Below are 16,590 nucleotides of genomic sequence, written 5' to 3'. Positions count from 1 at the left end.
ATGCCGATGAAGATGCCGTGGCTGTTGGCCCTTGCCCTTGCGGTCCTGCCGGTGATCCCGGCGCTGGCGGCCCCACCCGCCATCAGACTGTTCGGGCAGCTGCCCAACGTGTCGACCATCGAATTGTCGCCCGATGGCAGCAAGTGGGCGGCGGTGATGGGCGATGAGACATCGGCACAGATCCAGGTGCGGGCCGTGGCCGACAACAAGCTGCTGGCCATTTCGCCGGCCGAAAAATCCAAGCTGCGCGACATCACCTGGGTGGGCAATGATCATCTGATCGCCACCATCTCCACCACCGATCGCCTGGCAACGCTGAACAACCGAGCGGTGGAAAGCGTGCATCTGCTCGATCTGGATCTGGCCCAGGGCGGCAAGTGGAAACAGTTACTTGGCGATCTGCACAATGCCGTTCGCCAGGCGGCCGGCATTCCCCGCCCGGTAATCCGCGATGGCCGGCCCTATATCGTGGTGCCCGTGTTCTTTGCGCGCAACGAACTCTACACCCTGTCGCTGGCCGAGGTCGATCTGGTTCGCCAGAAGGCCTATATCACCTTCTTCGGCACGTCAGACACGGTTGGCTGGATGGTCGGCACCGATGGCAAGCCGGCCGCGCGTATCGATTACACCACCACCACCGGGGATTGGCGTCTGATGGCGCGCCAGGGCACCGATTATCGCGCCGTCTATACCGAACGGGCGCCGCTTGATCGGCCCTATGTGTTCGGCTTCGGGCGCGATGCCAACACCCTGCTGTTTGGCAGCCACAAATCGGGCGAATGGGAGGAATATGAGGTCACGCTGGCCGATGGCAAGATCAGCGGACCCACCACCGCCTATCGCGGTGATAGGGTGATCACCGACCGGCGCACCCGCACCGTGGTGGGCACCATCGATACCAGGCTCGACCGGGTTGACTATAACTTCTTCGATGCCGCCGATGCCGCCTTGTGGCGCGGGTTGACCCGATCCTTCCCCAGCGAACAGGTGCAGATGGAAAGCTGGAGCGACGACCGGCAGACCATCATCGTGGGCGTGGATGGCCCGAAAACCGGGGTGGGCCTGTTCCTCATCGATCGCCGTCGCCGCACGGCCAATCCACTGGCGCTGCGCTACAACGGCATCGGCCCCGATGACCTCAACCCGGTGACCACGTTCACCTACAAGGCGGCGGACGGGCTCGACATTCCGGCCTATCTCACGCTGCCGCGCGGCCGGGAGGCCAAGGGCCTGCCGCTGATCGTGCTGGCCCATGGCGGGCCGGCCGCGCGTGACACGCCGGGGTTTGACTGGTGGGCCCAGGCCCTTGCCAGCCGCGGCTATGCCGTGTTGCAGCCACAGTTCCGCGGGTCGGATGGCTTTGGCGACGCGCATCTTCAGGCCGGTTATGGCCAATGGGGCCGCAAGATGCAGACCGATCTGTCGGATGGCGTGCGGGATCTGGTGAAGAAAGGCACGGTGGATGCCGCGCGGGTGTGCATCGCGGGCGCCTCCTATGGCGGCTATGCGGCGATGGCCGGCGTTGCGCTGGATCCGACGGTCTATCGTTGTGCCTCGGCGGTGGCTGGCGTGTCGGATCTGCGGCGCATGCTGGTGACCGAGGCGCGGGATGCCGGGGGCAGCAACAATGCCACCCTGCGGTACTGGCAGCGGTTCATGGGCGCCAAGGACAAGAATGACACCAGCATCGATGCCTTTTCCCCGGCCAGGCAGGTCGCCCATATCAAGGCACCGCTGCAACTGATCCACGGCAAGGATGACAGTGTGGTGCTGCTAGAGCAGAGCCAGATCATGGCCGATGCCCTGAAGGCGGCGGGCAAGCCGGCGGCGCTGCTGGTGCTGCCCGGCGAGGACCATTATCTGTCGCGGCCGGCAACCCGCACGGCCATGCTGGAAGCCCAGATCGCCTTTCTGGAGAAGCATAATCCGCCAAATTGACGCTGCGCCGGATGGTGGCGTTTCGGCGCGGTCCGCGCTATGCCGCAGCGCATCATGACCGCGCCGCTGATCATCGCCTTGCCCAAGGGCCGCATCCTGAAGGAGGCGCTGCCGTTGCTGGCGCGCATCGGGATTGTGCCGGAACCGGATTTTTCCAATGAAAACAGCCGCAAGTTGACGTTCGAAACGTCGCGGCCCGATTGCCAGGTGATCCGGGTGCGCAGTTTCGATGTGGCGACCTTCGTGGCCTTTGGCGCGGCGCAGCTGGGCATTGCCGGCAATGATGTGCTGATGGAGTTTGATTTTTCAGAGATTTATGCCCCGGTTGATCTGGGCATTGGCAAGTGCCGGTTGAGCGTGGCGCAGCCGGATGGGCTGGACCCGGACCTGACCCGCCTGTCGCACGTGCGGGTGGCGACGAAATATCCGGCGCTCACCCGCCGGCATTTTGCCGCCCGGGGCCTGCAGGCGGAGGTGATAAAATTGAATGGTGCCATGGAGTTGGCGCCGCTGGTTGGCCTGTCGAGCCGGATTGTCGACCTGGTTTCGACCGGCAAGACGCTGGCGGAGAACGGCCTGAAGGAGGTGGAGGTGATCGCTGAAGTGACCAGCCGCCTGATCGCCAACCGCGCCGCCTTCAAGACCGACGGCCGGGTGGTTGAGCTGGTGAATGCCATGCGCGGCCTGGTGGAGCGTGGCGATGCCGCTGCGGCTTGAGGCGAAAAACCCCGGTTTCGTGGCCGATTTCGCGGCACTGGTGGCCGCAGAGCGCGAACCGGTGACCGCAGTCGCGGCGGCGGTGACCGCCATCATTGCCGATGTGCGCGCCCGCGGTGACGCGGTGCTGGCCGAGCTCACCGCGAAGTTTGATGGCGTCGATCTGGATGCGGCCGGCTGGGAAATCGGCCCGGCGGAACTGGACGCGGCACTGAACGGCCTGGCACCTGATCTGCGGGCCGCGCTTGATCTGGCCGCCACGCGCATCCGCGATTTTCACGAACGGCAAAAGCCCACCGGCAATGATGCCACCGATGCCGCCGGGGTGCGCACCGGCGTGCGCTGGAGCCCGGTGGACGCCGCCGGCCTCTATGTGCCGGGCGGGCGGGCGGCCTATCCATCATCGGTTCTGATGAACGCCATTCCGGCGGTGGTGGCCGGGGTGCGCGATCTGATCATGGTGACGCCAACGCCGGGCGGGGAGGCCAACCCGCTGGTGCTGGCCGCCGCCCGGGTGGCCGGCGTTTCCCGCGTGTTCCGCGTTGGCGGGGCGCAGGCGGTGGCGGCGCTGGCCTTTGGCACGGCGCGCATTCCCAAGGTGGACGTGATCACCGGCCCCGGCAACGCTTATGTCGCCGAGGCCAAGCGCCAGCTGTATGGCGTGGTCGGAATCGACATGGTGGCCGGCCCATCGGAAGTGGTGATCGTGTCCGACGGGAAATCCAATCCCGACTGGATCGCGGCTGATCTTCTGGCCCAGGCCGAGCATGATCCGGTGGCGCAATCCATCCTGATCACCACCAGTGCGGCCGAAGCCGATGCGGTGGAAGCCGCCGTCGCCCGTCAGCTGGAAACCCTGCCCACGGCCGCCGTTGCCAGTGCCAGCTGGCGTGACCATGGCGCCATCATCGTGATCGGCGATCTGGCCGAGGCGCTGCCGCTGCTCGACGCGCTGGCGCCCGAGCATGCCGAGCTGATGGTGGATGATCCGGACTGGCTGTTCGCCCGGATGCGCCATGCCGGTTCGGTGTTCCTGGGCCGGCACACGCCGGAGGCGGCGGGCGATTATCTCGCCGGGCCCAACCATGTGCTGCCCACCGGCCGGCGGGCGCGTTTTGCGTCCGGCCTGTCGGTGGTGGATTTCATGAAGCGCACGACCTTCCTCGATTGCGGGCCGGCCGGGCTGGCCGCCATCGGGCCGGCCGGCGCGGCGATTGCCGATGTGGAAGGGCTGGCGGCGCACGCCGCATCGATCCGCTTGCGGCTGGGGTAGGGCGGGACGTCCCTGGCCCCGCCCCCCTGACCGGGATGGGGGATCCCGCTCATGCCGAGCTTGTCGAGGCACCGACCGCACTTGGAGCGTGCCTCGACAAGCTCGGTATGAGCGGTTCAATCAAACGGCAATCGAATCTAGAGACGCTCCAGCGGCTGGGTCAGGCAATGGGGGCCGCCGTGCCAGGCCCAGAGTTCGCGGGCCGGGAACGTGTCGACGGCGATGCCGTCGGCTTCCAGCGCCGCCTTGGTGGCCGGGTTGCCGGCATAGGCAATCACCCGCCCGGGCGTTGCCTGCACGATGTTGGAGGCCTGGCGGCGCAGTTCGGGATAGGCCCGCTCCATGAACGCCTCATAGGCGGCCTGATCGCCGTCGGGGCGGGCGCCGCCGACCCAGGTGAAGCGATAGCCCTGGCCCTTCAGATGATCGACCAGCTTGGCATCGCCAAGATCCTCGCGATTGCCGGTGCCGGCGCGATAGAGCGTGATCTTGCCGAACTCCTTCAACATGGTCAGGCCCTTTTCGGCCTCTTCTTCCTCCAGAAGATTCTGGGCGCGGGCGCCGCGGATATAGCGGGCGAGCGGGCTGGTCTCGGCAAAGTCCTTTTCCAGCAGATAGGGCACCGTCAGCGCGTGTTTGGGTGCGACCAGGGTGAAATAGGTATCGAGGTGAAGCAGCAGCAGTTGCAGCTCCAGCATCTGGGCGGCGCTGCCCATCCGGGCCGGGCGGATGAAATCGCGCTTCACCGTCTGCACCGCCAGCACATCCATGTTGAGCCGCTGGGCCAGCAACGGCGCAATGCGCGGATCGGTGCGGTTGCCGTTGCCGAGGAAGATGGTGTTGCGATCGACCACGGTGAAATCGCCGCCTTCCAGGCCAATGCCTTCCTCCATGGCGTCAAAGATCACCGGATAGCGACTGAGCAGCGGCGAATGGGCATAGCAGAAGCGCAGCAGATGACTCTCGCGGCGGCGGCGCAGCGAGACGGAGCGGCCCATGACGAGGCCACCCGGCGTCATGATCGCGCTGTCGCGGGTCCACATCATGCTGCCATTGTTGTCGTCGGCAAAATGGCGCCAGTTGCCGTCAGGGCCCAGCCGGTTGCGCACACGCGGGTCGCGGCCCAGGATGGTGTCGGCGGTCACACTGTCGGGATCGGCGCCGAGCAGCGGGAAACTGGCCTCCAGCCAGGCCGCGAAGACACCGGATTTGCGGGTGGCGGCGATGGCGGCGGCCAGCGCATCGCGCAGCTCCACCACCTCGGCGCCATTGGCCTTGAGCAGCTTCACCAGCCCGGCCTGCTGGGCCACCATCGCCTCCATGTCGGATTCGGCATAGGGCAGGAGATTGCCGTCCAGCCGGTCACCGCCGCGATCGGTGGCAACCACGCTGTGCATCAGCACGCGTTTCAGCGTGCCGATATCGCTGGGCAGATAGGGTTTGGCAGGCTGTGCAAGGCCGGGCGCGGCGACGAGAGCGGGTGCAGCGGCAAGGCCAGCCAAGAGCGTGCGGCGATCGATGGTCATGCGTGTTGCCCCCGGGATTGCAGGAATGCTGGCGCTGTTGGCGGGAAAGGGCAAGGGGGGCTGTGGTCGATTGGGGTTTGCTGGAAATCCCAAACCCGCTCATGCCGAGCTTGTCGAGGCAGCGACCGCACTTGGAGTGTGCCTCGACAAGCTCGGCATGCGTGGGTTCAATCAAGCTCCAATCGAGTCTGGTCCGCGTACACCGCCCGTTCCACGGCGCGCAGCACGTCCACCGCGGCGGGTTCGCCGAAAGGCAGATGCTGCATGCAGACGACGCCGGCGATGTCGCTGGCGCGGTCGATCCAGTAATAGCTGTTGGCGATGCCGGCCCAGGCCAGGGTGCCGGGGGCGCGGCCGTCGGGCCCGGTTTCGGGGTTGATCAGGAAGCCCAGGCCCCAGCCGCAATCCATCATCGGGAACAGATCGAAATCGGTGGAAAGGCCCGGCATGTTGGTGCTCATGCGGCCGGCGGGCATCGGCACCTGGTTGGTTGCCATCATCGCCACGGTCTCCGCTTTCAGGATGCGGGCGCCGTTCAGCGTGCCGCCGTTCAGGATCATGCGGCAGAATTTGAGATAATCGCGCGCGGTTGAAATCAGGCCGCCGCCGGCGCCGTGATATTCGGCATTCTCGCCGCCGCCGAAATGCACCGGGAAGGGCATCAGCCCGCCATCGGGCGTGCGGGCATGCAGCGGGGTGAGCCGGGCCTTGATGCCATCATCAAAGGCGAAGGTGGTTTCCGTCATGCCCAGCGGGCCGGTGACATGGCGGGCCAGCCATTCGCCCAGCCGCATGCCCGACACCGCCTCCACCGCCTGGCCGACCCAATCGGTGGAGATGCCATAGATCCATGCTGTGCCGGGATCGGCGAGCAGCGGCTGGTTCAGGCTGGCCAGCGTGCCGGGGTTGGCCGGGTTGTGCAGCCGCCACTGGGTGAGTTCGGCCGACATGAATTCATAGCCGAAGCCGGAGGTGTGGGTGAGCAGCTGCCTGAGCGTGATCGGGCCGGCGGCCGGGCGCAGGACCGGCTTGCCTGTCTCATCAAAGCCTTCCAGCACCTGCGGGTTGGCAAGCGCCGGCAGCAGGGGCGCCAGATCATCATCAAAGGCAAGCCGGCCCTGTTCCACCAACTGCATGGCGGCAACGCTGGCGATGGCCTTGGTCATCGACGCGATCTGGAACAGATCATCCTGATTGAGGGGCGGCCCGCCAGGGCCCTTGCTGCCCACCGCGGCCTCGACCAGCGTGCCGGCGCTGTTGCCGATGGTGACGACGGCGCCGGGGATGTTGCCGGCGGCAAGGCTGGTTTCGAGGGCGTGGATGATGCGGTCGCGCATGGGCTGATCCTTTGCTGGCATGCCCATTCGTATCGCACTTCCCCACCCCCGGCCCCTCCCCTGAAGGGGAGGGGAGATGTCTGGCGGGCGGAGCGGACTCAAGCGGCCAGCGGGCGGCCCCCTCCGCCGCCCCCGGCCTTCGCCGGGGTGGGCACCTCCCCCAGAGGGGGAGGATCATATGCAATCCTCAATGGCGGAAGTGGCGCATGCCGGTGAAGACCATGGCGAGGCCGCGTTCATCGGCCGCCGCGATCACATCCTTGTCGCGGATGGAGCCGCCGGGCTGGATGATGGCAGTGGCGCCGGCATCGGCGGCGGCGATCAGGCCATCGGGGAAGGGGAAGAAGGCATCGGATGCGACGCAGCTGCCGATGGTCTTGGGTTGCGGCCAGCCGGCAGCTTCCTGGGCATCGATGGCCTTGCGCGCGGCGATGCGGGTGGAATCCAGCCGGCTCATCTGGCCGGCGCCCACGCCGGCGGTGGCACCGCCGTTGGCATAGACGATGGCGTTGGATTTGACGTGGCGCGCCACCGTCCAGGCGAACAGCAGATCGGCCCATTCGGCCTCGGTCGGCGCGCGCCGGGTCACGACCTGGCAGGCGTCGCGGCTGACGGCGCCATTGTCACGGCTTTGCACCAGCATGCCGCCCGATACGGGCTTGAGCATCAGGCCGGGGCGGCGCGGATCGGGCAGATCGGCGATGAGCAGGCGCAGATTCTTCTTGGCGGCAAACATGGCGCGGGCATCATCATCGGCGCCCGGGGCGATCACCACTTCGGTGAAAATCTGGGTGATGGCTTCGGCGGTGGGGCCATCCAGCGGCTGGTTGACGGCGATGATGCCGCCAAAGGCCGACACCGGATCGCAGCGGAAGGCCTTTTCATAGGCATCGGCAAGGCTGGTGCCGGTGGCGACGCCGCACGGGTTGGCATGCTTGATGATGGCGCAGGCCGGGCCGAACCCCTTCCATTCGGCGATCAGATCCAGCGCGCCATCGGCATCATTCAAATTGTTGTAGCTGAGTTCCTTGCCCTGCAGCTGGGTTGCGGCGGCAAGGCCGCGCGCGCCGGTTTGCGGCAGATAGAGCGCCGCGCTCTGGTGCGGGTTCTCGCCATAGCGCAGCACATCCTTGCGGGTCAGCGCCAGCGGCAGCACGGCCGGGAATTGCTCCCCCTGATCGGCAAAGGCGAACCAGCTGGCGACCGCGGCATCATAGGCCGCGGTGTGGGCAAAGGCGGCAGCGGCGAGCTGGCGGCGCAGGGCGAGCGGGGTGGCGCCATCATGCTCGGTCAAGGCGGCGATGAAGCCATCATATTGATCGGGGCTGGTGAGGATGGCGACGAATTCGTGATTCTTGGCCGAGGAGCGGACCATGGCGGGGCCGCCAATGTCGATATTCTCGATGATGTCCTCGCGCGGTGCGCCGCGGGCAACGGTGGCGGCGAAGGGATAGAGATTGATCACCGCCAGATCGATGGCGCCGATGCCGTTGGCGGCCATGGCGGCCTGATGCTCTGCATTGTCGCGCAGGGCGAGCAGGCCGCCGTGCACGCGCGGGTGCAGGGTTTTCACCCGGCCGTCCATCATTTCCGGGCTGCCGGTGAGTTCGGCGACATCCTTCACCGCATGGCCAAGCGCGCGCAAGGCGGTGGCGGTGCCGCCGGTGGAGACGAGTTCGACGCCGTGGGCGACAAGAGCGGCGGCCAGCGGTTCCAGCCCGGCCTTGTCGGAGACGGACAACAGGGCGCGGCGGATGCGGACGAGATCGGTCATGGCGGGGCTTTCGCTGGCTGGCGTTGCGGCACGGGATGCCGGGCGCCCTAGCGGCTTGCGCGCCAAATGTCAGCCCTATTTCCCGGCGCGGCGCAGGCTCCAGGCCAGATCGGCGGCGGCCTTGGCGGTCTGGCCGGAAATGACCAGTTGCTGGGTGCGGTGGATGGTGCCGGCTTCATCGACCCAAAGCGATTGGTCGATGGCCAGCCGGCAGCCGTTGCCGCCTTCGGCATGGCATTTGAAGGCCCAGATGCGGCCCGCCGGGGTTTTCAGCAGCGCGCCCAGGCCATCGGCGGTGGGGGTGGCCGACACGCCGGGGCCAAGGTGGAAGCGCAGATCGAACGGCCGGTCACCACGGCGGCGCAGCAGCTTGACTGGGGCGGCTTCGATCACATCCTCACCCGCCAGTTCGTTGCCGTCGGGGGAGAGGAACAGCCGGCGGCGCACCAGCATGCCAAAGCGGCGGGCATAGCCATCGTGGCTGGTTTCGATCAGCTGGCCTTCGCCGGTGGAACGATAGGCCATCGCCACCTCCTCCACCCCGCCGGCCAGCGTGCCATCATCGCGGATGCGGGTGGAATTGGTGTCGGCAATCACCAGCGTGCTGTGGGCGGCGGTGGTGGCAAGGCCGGCGGCCAGCGCTGGGGCCAGCGCCTGGGGCAGGCCGGCAGCGCCGCCGCAGTTGGTGATCAGCCGTTCGGCCCCGTCGCTCATTTCAAAGGCCAGGGTGCCGGCATGCCCATGCCCGCACAGGCGCGCGGGCGGCGGCGGCCCGGCATCGAGGATGACGATGCTGCGGCCGGCCGACAGACGGTGAAAGCCGCTCCAGCGGCCACCGCGGCGCAATTCCGTGCCGGTGGCGGCCTTGCGGGCGAGGCGATCCAGCGCATCGGCGCCGATCACCGCGCTGCCGTGCCAGGCACCAATGCGGCCATCGCCCAGCGCCATGCCGCGCAGCGTGGGGACCAGACGGGCCAGCGTATCGGCAAACAGCGGCGGGGCGCGGGTGCCGATGCATTCGGGGGCATTGGCGGTGAACAGCAGCAGTTCGGCCAGCGCCAGCGCGTCGCCGGGCGCGCGGCTGGCGATGCCGCCATCGGGCAGCACCAGCCGGCCCAGCAGCGCCTGCAGCCCGGCCAGCGCGCGGGCGGCGCGCACCTCGCCGCCGGGGATCAGGGTGCCGGCGGCATAGAGCCCGCACCAGGCGCGGGCCTGGGCCAGGCCATCAGGCAGGCGCGGGGCGGCGCGATCGAGGTGGCGGGCCCAGGTCGCGAGCGCGGACAGCACGGCGGAGCGGAAAATCTGGTTGCCGCTGCCCAGGATCACCGGGGCATGGCCCAGCACCATCAACAGCCGGGTACCTGCGATATCGGCGCGCCAGGCCAACGGATCATAATCGGCATAGGCATTGAGCCAGCGCTGGCCCAGCGCTTCGGCGGCGGCGATCGCGGTCTTGCGATCGGGCAGGATGGCGAGATGGCGCAGCCAGCCCCAGCCCTGTGCCCATTGCTGCCATTCCGCAGGCGCGGTGACGGTGCGGAAATCCAGATCGCGGATCATCACCGTGTGGCCGGCGTGGATCAGGCGGCCGGCGATGATGCGTTCGGCCAGGTGGGCATCACCGGGCACCGGATCGGCCGGCACGCCCAGCAGTTTCAGCGGGAACCGGCCGCGCAGGCGGAAGCGGTGCAGCGGGGTGGCATAAAGCCGGCTGGCCAGCCCGGCGGCGGCGCGTTCCGACAGCGACAGGCCGCGTTCCCCGCCATCGCGCCGCAGGCTGGCTTCGGCGGCATCGGGCGGCGGCGCGTCGGCCATCAATGGCCCTTCAGGGCCGCGATGTTGGCGGCATATTGGCTGGGCCCGCCCTTGAAGCTGGCGGTGCCGGCCACCAGCACATCGGCGCCGGCGGCGACCACGGTGGCGGCGTTGGCGGCATCCACCCCGCCGTCAACCTCCAGATGGATCGTGCGGCCGCTGTCGTCGATCAGGCGGCGCAGGCGCTCGATCTTCTTCAGCTGGCTGGTGATGAAGCTCTGGCCGCCGAAGCCGGGGTTGACGCTCATGACGAGGATCAGATCAATGTCGCCCAGCACGGTTTCGACCAGCTCCACCGGGCTGGCGGGGTTCAGCGAGACGCCGGCCTGTTTTCCCAGCGCCTTGATGCGCTGGACGGTGCGGTGCAGGTGCGGGCCGGCTTCGGGGTGGACGGTCAGGATATCGGCGCCGGCTTCGGCAAAGGCCTCCAGATAGGGATCGGCCGGGCTGATCATCAGATGCACATCGAACGGCAGGCTGGAATGCGGGCGCAGCGCCTTCACCACCATCGGGCCGATGGTGAGATTGGGCACGAAATGCCCATCCATCACGTCGACATGGATCCAGTCCGCCCCGGCGGCGCTGATCGCGCGCACCTCTTCGCCCAGACGGGCGAAATCCGCCGACAGGATGGACGGTGCGATGCGGACATTGGCCATGCCAACTCTCTAGCAGGGCCACCGGCGCGGCGGTAGTGGGTGGGCCAATCCGCCTGTGGACGAAATCGGGCGATCAGGCGCGTTCGCGCAGCAACCGGCTGACGGTTTCGTCAAACTCCTTCTTGGCCTTGACGTTCAGTGCACCGGTGGCAGGGCCGGCCCAGCCGACATGGACTTCCTTCACCCGGCCATCGCGGCCGATGAAGATAGTGGTGGGCCACACCTTCACCGGCGCAAGGTTGCCGAGCACCTTCTTGGTGTCGTCGGCGTTGGGCTGGCCGGCATAGACCATCGGGTAGATCAGCTTGTAGCGGCTCTTGAAGCTGCTGATCTGGCGCATGGCGCGGGCTTCATCGGCGCCATATTCGAACTGCAGGCCGATCATTTCCAGGCCTTCCTTCTGCCGGCGGGCGGCATAGGGGCCGAGATACTGGGCCTCGTCGTGGCAGTTGGGGCACCAGGCGCCGCCGATGGAGATGACGACGACCTTGCCCTTGTAGCGGGCATCGGCGAGGCTGATCATCTGGCCATCGGGGGTGGGCAGACGGAAGCTCAGGCGGTCACCGCCCGGCTTTTCCACTGCCACGGCTTCCATCGTGGCCAGCTTTTCCTTCTTCGCTTCGAACGGGTTGCCGGTGGCGCGGCTGGTGGCGGCGAATTGGGCGCCCTTCAGCGTGTCGCCGGCAAGCGTGCCCGTCCACAGGTTGGTGAAGCTGCCATCGAAGGTGGAGAGCTTGAGGACAGTGCCGTTGAGCTCGCCCGACAGGTAGCGCATGTCGCCGGTTGGCAGCTGGACCGTGCCAGAGACCTGCGACCCCATCTGCTTCAGGATGAGCAGGCCCTTCACCTTGTTGTCGCCATAGCTGAGATTCCAGCGGCCGGTGACATTGCCGGCGGGCTTGACCGCGCCGGGGGTGAAGCGCCAGCCGCCGCGCACCGCGCGGGCCGGCAGGGTGACGGTGCCGGTGGAGCGCAGCACGGTGGCGGCGCCCGACAGGCTGCCATCGGCCGCGGCGCTGAGTTCGAGCCGGCTGTTGTAGCTGGGGAAGACGAGGGTGATGCTGTCGCCCGTCACCGTCACCTGTTCCACCTTCAGCCGTTCGGGCTGGTTGATGATCCAGGCCTGCGGGCCGGTCTTGCCGGGCTTCACCTCAAGGGTGAAGGGCAGCGGGCCGCCGGGGTGGCCATCAAAACTGACCCGCCATTGGCCATTCAAGTCGGCAGCTGCAGCGGTGGTGGCCAGCAGGCTGGCGGCGAACAAGGTGGACAGGTGCTTCATCATCATTCCCCCAAACCGGTTTTGCCATCCCCCGGCAACCCGGCTTTTCTTTGCTATTGTCAAGTCTGGCTTTGCTGTGCGGCCTTGCGGGCGGCATCGGCGGCGGACAGCACATCCCAGGCTGCCTGCACGGCGCGGAAGCGCTCGGCGGCTTCGGGGCTGTTGCCGGCGACATCGGGGTGGCTGGCCTTGGCGGCGCTGCGCCAGGCGGCGCGGATGTCTGTCATGTCCGCATCCGTGTCCAGGCCGAGGACCTTCAGCGCATCCAGTTCGGCGCGGCTGCGGCTGCCATCGCCCTCATGGCCCCACTGCCAATGTTTGGAGCGCTGATATTTCCGCTGGCCGGCTTCGGCCTGTTCGCGGGCGGCGGCCTCTTCGGGCGTGAGGCCGCGGAAATAATCCCAGCCGGCATTGTATTCGGCGGCATGTTGCTGACAGAACCACCAGCGTTCCGGGCTGTTGGGGGCCTTGGGCGCTGGCCGGTCGCCAACGTTGGTGCAGCCATCGCGATCACACAGGCGCACGTTCGCGGCCGCCGCCCCGCTGCCGTAATCGCGCCAGCGCGGAAAACCCCAATCATCGCTGCGCTTCTGCCGTGGCACCTGGCTGCTGCTCCTCAAACCTTCTCAATAAGCCGATTCGCCTGCCGCAGCCAGTCTGGACGGGAGGGACAGAAACGGGCACACCCAATGCCAGATGTGGAACCTGCTTGCCACGCGGCGCTTTGGCCCCCTGTTTGTCACCCAGTTCCTGGGGGCCTTCAACGACAATCTGTTCCGCACCGCGCTGGTGTTCATCGTCGCCTATGATGTGGCGGCGGCCGATCCCGAGAAGGCGGCGATGCTGGCCTCCACCGCTGCGGGGCTGTTCATCCTGCCGTTCGTGCTGTTTTCCGGCCTGGCCGGCAGCGCCGCCGACCGGCGGGACAAGGCGGCGATCGCGCGGGCGGTGAAGCTGCTGGAAATCGGCTTCATGGCGCTGGGCTGGGCGGCGCTGGCGATCGGATCACTGGAACTTGCGCTGGCGGTGGTGTTCCTGATGGGGTGCCATTCCACCCTGTTCGGGCCGGTCAAATATGCCATCCTGCCCCAGCATCTGCGCGATGAGGAGCTGATCGCCGGCACCGGCCTGGTGGAGGCGGCGACCTTTGTTTCCATCCTGCTGGGCCAGGTCGCCGGCGGCCTGCTGGCCACGCAGGCGGTGGGGCCGATTGCCTGCGCGCTGTCCGGCATCGGCTGGCTGGCCGCACGCGCGATTCCGCCGGCTCCGCCCGAACAGCCCGGCCAGCGGCTGGACTGGAACCCGCTTTCGACCAGCCGGGCGGCGCTGGCCACCGCCTTTGGCAACCGGCGCCTGCTGGTGGCCACCCTCGCAATCAGCTGGTTCTGGGCCCTGGGCGCCATCTACACCAGCCAGTTCGTGCCGATGGCGAAGAATGTCATGGGCGGCGATGAAGCGGTGTCGACGCTGTTCCTGGCGGCCTTTTCGATCGGGATTGCAGTGGGGTCGGTCGCGGTGGGCCGCTGGCTGAAGGGCCGCATCAGCACGCGGCTGTGTGCAGCGGCCGGGCTGGTGATGGCGCTGGCCGGCGGCGATCTGTGGTTTTCGGTGCCGGCGGTGGGCAGCACGCCCAAGGATCTGGCACTGTTCTTCGAACTGGCTGCCAGCTGGCGCGTGCTGGCCGATCTGCTGCTGCTGGCGCTGGCCGGCGGGGTGTTTTCGGTGCCGCTCTATGCCGTACTGCAAACCGCCGGGCCGGCGCAAAACCGTGCCAGCGCCATTGCCGCCAACAACATCATCAACAGCCTGTTTCAGGTGAGTGCAGTGCTGGCGGCCGGTGCGGCGGTGGGCGCCGGGCTGGGCGTGGTGCCGGTGCTGGCGCTCAGCGGCCTGACGGTGCTGCTGCTGTTGCCGGCGCTGCAGGGGCTGGATCGGCAGGCATAGCGGCAATCCATTTGCGGATCAGCGCGACGCCTTCGGCATGGATCAGGCTGCGGCCGAACTGCGGCATCATCACGCCGGGTTCGGAACTGAGCATGCGGTGCAGCAGGATCGACCGGTCGGGCTGGCCGGGCATAATCGAGAATTCCAGCCCGCCCGAACCGCGCCCGGCGGCCACCGGCCGCTTGTTGATGCCGATATGCGCCGGTTCGCGTTCGTCGGGATCCAGCCACAGGCCGGAGTTGGAGGCAAAGCCGGCGCGGTTGTGGCAATGGCCGCAATTGACCGCGAGATAGGCGCGGGCGCGGGCATCCAGGCTGGCGGCGGCATCATCCCAGCGCGCCAGGCGGGGAATGCCCGCCGCCGGCAGCCCGGCCAGCCGGCCACTGGCCTGCCATTGCAGCAGCTGCCGGCCATCGTTCAGATTGGCGGCCGTGGGGCCGATCGGGGTGATCGCCTCGCCGGACTGGTGGCAGGTCTTGCACTGGTTCTGGTTGGGCACGGCATAATCGATGGTCAGCGGCCGGCCGGCGGCATCGGTGGTGCTGACGGCAACGCGCTTGCCGGCGCGCTTCAACACAGCCTCGCCGCCCTCCTCAACATAGCTCAACGCCACCCAGCCGGCCGGGCGGTGGATGAGCAGGCGGGTTTCGATGGGGGTGAGATTGGTGCCAGGGGCCCGCGCATCGGCCGGGAAGGCGAAGCGTTTGACCAGAACGGTGCCGACCGGGAAGGCCAGCGGGCCGCTGGCGCGATAATCGGCACGGGTGCCCGGCGGCAGCCAGACATAACGCGTTTTCTCCGCACCATCGGAAAACAGCGGGGTGTTGAGCGTGTAGCGCTGCACGCCCGGCGCTGGCCGGCCGGCGGCATCGAACAGGCCATAATCGGCCAGCCGCGGCGCATCGGTGGTGCGCAGCAGATCGGCGTTGACGTGTGGTGCAGGAGCAGCGCCGAGGAGCAGCAGGGCGGCCAGCGGACGCTTCATCGGCTGCGCGCTTCCAGTTCGGCGGGCAGGGTGATGGCGGGCCGGTTGCTGATCACCAGTTGTTGCGGCAGGGGCGCGGGCTGCGCCTTGGTGGGCGGGGTGCCCTGCAGGCCGAGGTTGAGGCTGATGCCGGGGGCGTCGCTGCTGATGTTGCCGCCATCGGCGCGCTCGGCTACACCCGGAACCACATAGCGGGTGATGCCATCCCACATCACCGGCGGCACCGTGCCGCCCAGCGCGGCGGCCAGTTCCTTGCCGCCGGCAAAGGCCGGGTTGCTGCCGTTGCCGCTGAAGCGGTTGCCGGCCACATGAACATTGCGCGGCAGCGGGTTGTAGGCGGCATCGGTGAATTTCTGGGTATAGGCGACGATCATCACGCCATTGCCGGCATTGCCGCTGATATCATTGTCGTTCACTTCGACATTGCTGTTGGCCATCACCATGACGCCGGTGCCCGATGGCACCCCGGCGACGATGTTGCCGGGCGCAGCGAAATTGGGGTGGTTGTTGGCGATCACCTGGTTGCCGCGCAGCCGCACATTGCGGCCGCCCTGTTGCGGCAGATCGGGCAGATCGAACACCAATATGCCGCCGGCATTGTTGGTGGCGGTGTTGCCCACCACGTCAGCGTCATAGCTGTTTTCGATCTCGATCCCGGCGACGTTCATTTCGGCGCGGGAATTGCGCACGATGATGTTCTGCGACTGGCCGACATAAATGCCGGCATCGGATGCGCCCTTCACTAGGCTGCGGTCGATCAGCACATTTTTCGAGGAGACCGGATAGAGGCCATAGGCGCCGTTGGTGGATTTGGGCCCGCCGGTCCATTCCACGCGCAGGTTGACGAGCGCGATGCCGTCGCTGCCCTTGGACTTGATGCCGTTGCCGGCCGGGTTTTCCACCCCCAGATCGCGGATCACCACCGCATCGGACGTGACGAGCACGCCTTCGCCCGAACCTTTCTGGGCGGTGAAATCGAGGATGGTGGCGCCCGGCCCGTCGCCCTTCACCGTGACATTGTCCACATCCAGCGACAGGCCATCGGCCAGCGCATAGCGGCCGGCGGCAATATGGATGATGTCCCCCGGCTGGGCTTCGATGAAGGCGGTCTGCAGTTTTTCCTGGGCGTTGCCGCCGGGGCCGACATGGATGGTCTTGGCGATGGCCGGGGGGGCGGTGCTGGCCAGCAGGCCCAGGGTGATGGTGGTGAGCAGGCGGCGCATGGTTCGGATCCCCAAGGTTATTTCGACGCAGCTTCCCCCGAACAGAGCCAATGCTCAAGCCCCAATCGGGCGGGTTAATGGGCGTTCATCGCCATGGGGACAGGGCTTTGTTAGCGTGTG

General features: G+C 67.5%; 13 protein-coding genes. 4 read left to right on the top strand and 9 right to left on the bottom strand.

Annotated elements, in window-relative coordinates; genetic code table 11:
• Window positions 1-6 precede the first annotated feature (6 nt).
• The 3 genes from CHU93_RS08115 to hisD are packed head-to-tail and all read left to right on the top strand — an operon-like array spanning window position 7 to window position 3,928.
• Window positions 7-1,938 (top strand): alpha/beta hydrolase family protein, encoded by a 1,932-nt coding sequence (locus CHU93_RS08115; RefSeq protein WP_165768664.1) that lies wholly within the window; start codon window positions 7-9, stop codon window positions 1,936-1,938.
• Between the two features lie 54 nt (window positions 1,939-1,992).
• Entirely contained in the window at window positions 1,993-2,655 is a 663-nt protein-coding gene (gene hisG / locus CHU93_RS08110; RefSeq protein ID WP_094473612.1) for an ATP phosphoribosyltransferase, read from the top strand.
• Window positions 2,639-3,928: a histidinol dehydrogenase gene (hisD, locus tag CHU93_RS08105; RefSeq protein WP_094473586.1), complete on the top strand. Its 1,290-nt coding sequence runs from the start codon at window positions 2,639-2,641 to the stop codon at window positions 3,926-3,928. Before hisG ends, hisD begins: the two co-directional genes overlap by 17 nt.
• 137 nt (window positions 3,929-4,065) lie before the next feature.
• Here hisD and CHU93_RS08100 read toward each other — a convergent pair whose 3' ends face one another.
• The 7 genes from CHU93_RS08100 to CHU93_RS08070 form a co-directional block, all read right to left on the bottom strand.
• Window positions 4,066-5,454 carry an arginine deiminase family protein gene (locus CHU93_RS08100; protein ID WP_094473585.1) on the bottom strand — a complete coding sequence of 463 codons (1,389 nt, stop codon included), beginning with the start codon at window positions 5,452-5,454 and terminating at the stop codon, window positions 4,066-4,068.
• 167 nt (window positions 5,455-5,621) lie between these two features.
• Window positions 5,622-6,791 carry a serine hydrolase domain-containing protein gene (locus CHU93_RS08095; RefSeq protein ID WP_165768663.1) on the bottom strand — a complete coding sequence of 390 codons (1,170 nt, stop codon included), beginning with the start codon at window positions 6,789-6,791 and terminating at the stop codon, window positions 5,622-5,624.
• Window positions 6,792-6,978: 187 nt separating this feature from the next.
• Entirely contained in the window at window positions 6,979-8,565 is a 1,587-nt protein-coding gene (gene purH, locus CHU93_RS08090; protein ID WP_094473583.1) for a bifunctional phosphoribosylaminoimidazolecarboxamide formyltransferase/IMP cyclohydrolase, read from the bottom strand.
• 75 nt (window positions 8,566-8,640) lie between these two features.
• Entirely contained in the window at window positions 8,641-10,380 is a 1,740-nt protein-coding gene (locus CHU93_RS08085) for a heparinase II/III family protein (protein WP_094473582.1), read from the bottom strand.
• Window positions 10,380-11,039 (bottom strand): ribulose-phosphate 3-epimerase, encoded by a 660-nt coding sequence (gene rpe / locus CHU93_RS08080; protein WP_094473581.1) that lies wholly within the window; start codon window positions 11,037-11,039, stop codon window positions 10,380-10,382. Before rpe ends, CHU93_RS08085 begins: the two co-directional genes overlap by 1 nt.
• A gap of 73 nt (window positions 11,040-11,112) precedes the next feature.
• Window positions 11,113-12,324 (bottom strand): peroxiredoxin family protein, encoded by a 1,212-nt coding sequence (locus CHU93_RS08075; RefSeq protein WP_094473580.1) that lies wholly within the window; start codon window positions 12,322-12,324, stop codon window positions 11,113-11,115.
• A gap of 53 nt (window positions 12,325-12,377) precedes the next feature.
• Window positions 12,378-12,920: a J domain-containing protein gene (locus tag CHU93_RS08070; RefSeq protein ID WP_094473611.1), complete on the bottom strand. Its 543-nt coding sequence runs from the start codon at window positions 12,918-12,920 to the stop codon at window positions 12,378-12,380.
• Between the two features lie 94 nt (window positions 12,921-13,014).
• On the opposite strand from CHU93_RS08070, the gene CHU93_RS08065 reads away from it, so the two are divergent.
• Complete coding sequence (locus CHU93_RS08065) at window positions 13,015-14,262, top strand: MFS transporter (protein ID WP_094473579.1); 1,248 nt, start codon at window positions 13,015-13,017, stop codon at window positions 14,260-14,262.
• Here the strand turns inward: CHU93_RS08065 and CHU93_RS08060 are convergent.
• Window positions 14,201-15,247 (bottom strand): SO2930 family diheme c-type cytochrome, encoded by a 1,047-nt coding sequence (locus CHU93_RS08060; protein ID WP_094473578.1) that lies wholly within the window; start codon window positions 15,245-15,247, stop codon window positions 14,201-14,203. The genes CHU93_RS08065 and CHU93_RS08060 overlap by 62 nt on opposite strands.
• Window positions 15,244-16,470 carry a parallel beta-helix domain-containing protein gene (locus CHU93_RS08055; RefSeq protein WP_094473577.1) on the bottom strand — a complete coding sequence of 409 codons (1,227 nt, stop codon included), beginning with the start codon at window positions 16,468-16,470 and terminating at the stop codon, window positions 15,244-15,246. The genes CHU93_RS08060 and CHU93_RS08055 overlap by 4 nt, the downstream gene beginning before the upstream one ends.
• Window positions 16,471-16,590 lie beyond the last annotated feature (120 nt).

This window comes from Sandarakinorhabdus cyanobacteriorum (assembly GCF_002251755.1).
GTDB classification, from domain to species: domain Bacteria; phylum Pseudomonadota; class Alphaproteobacteria; order Sphingomonadales; family Sphingomonadaceae; genus Sandarakinorhabdus; species Sandarakinorhabdus cyanobacteriorum.
The sequence above is the reverse complement of the archived record's forward strand: the minus strand, read 5'-3'. Positions and strand labels throughout refer to the sequence as shown.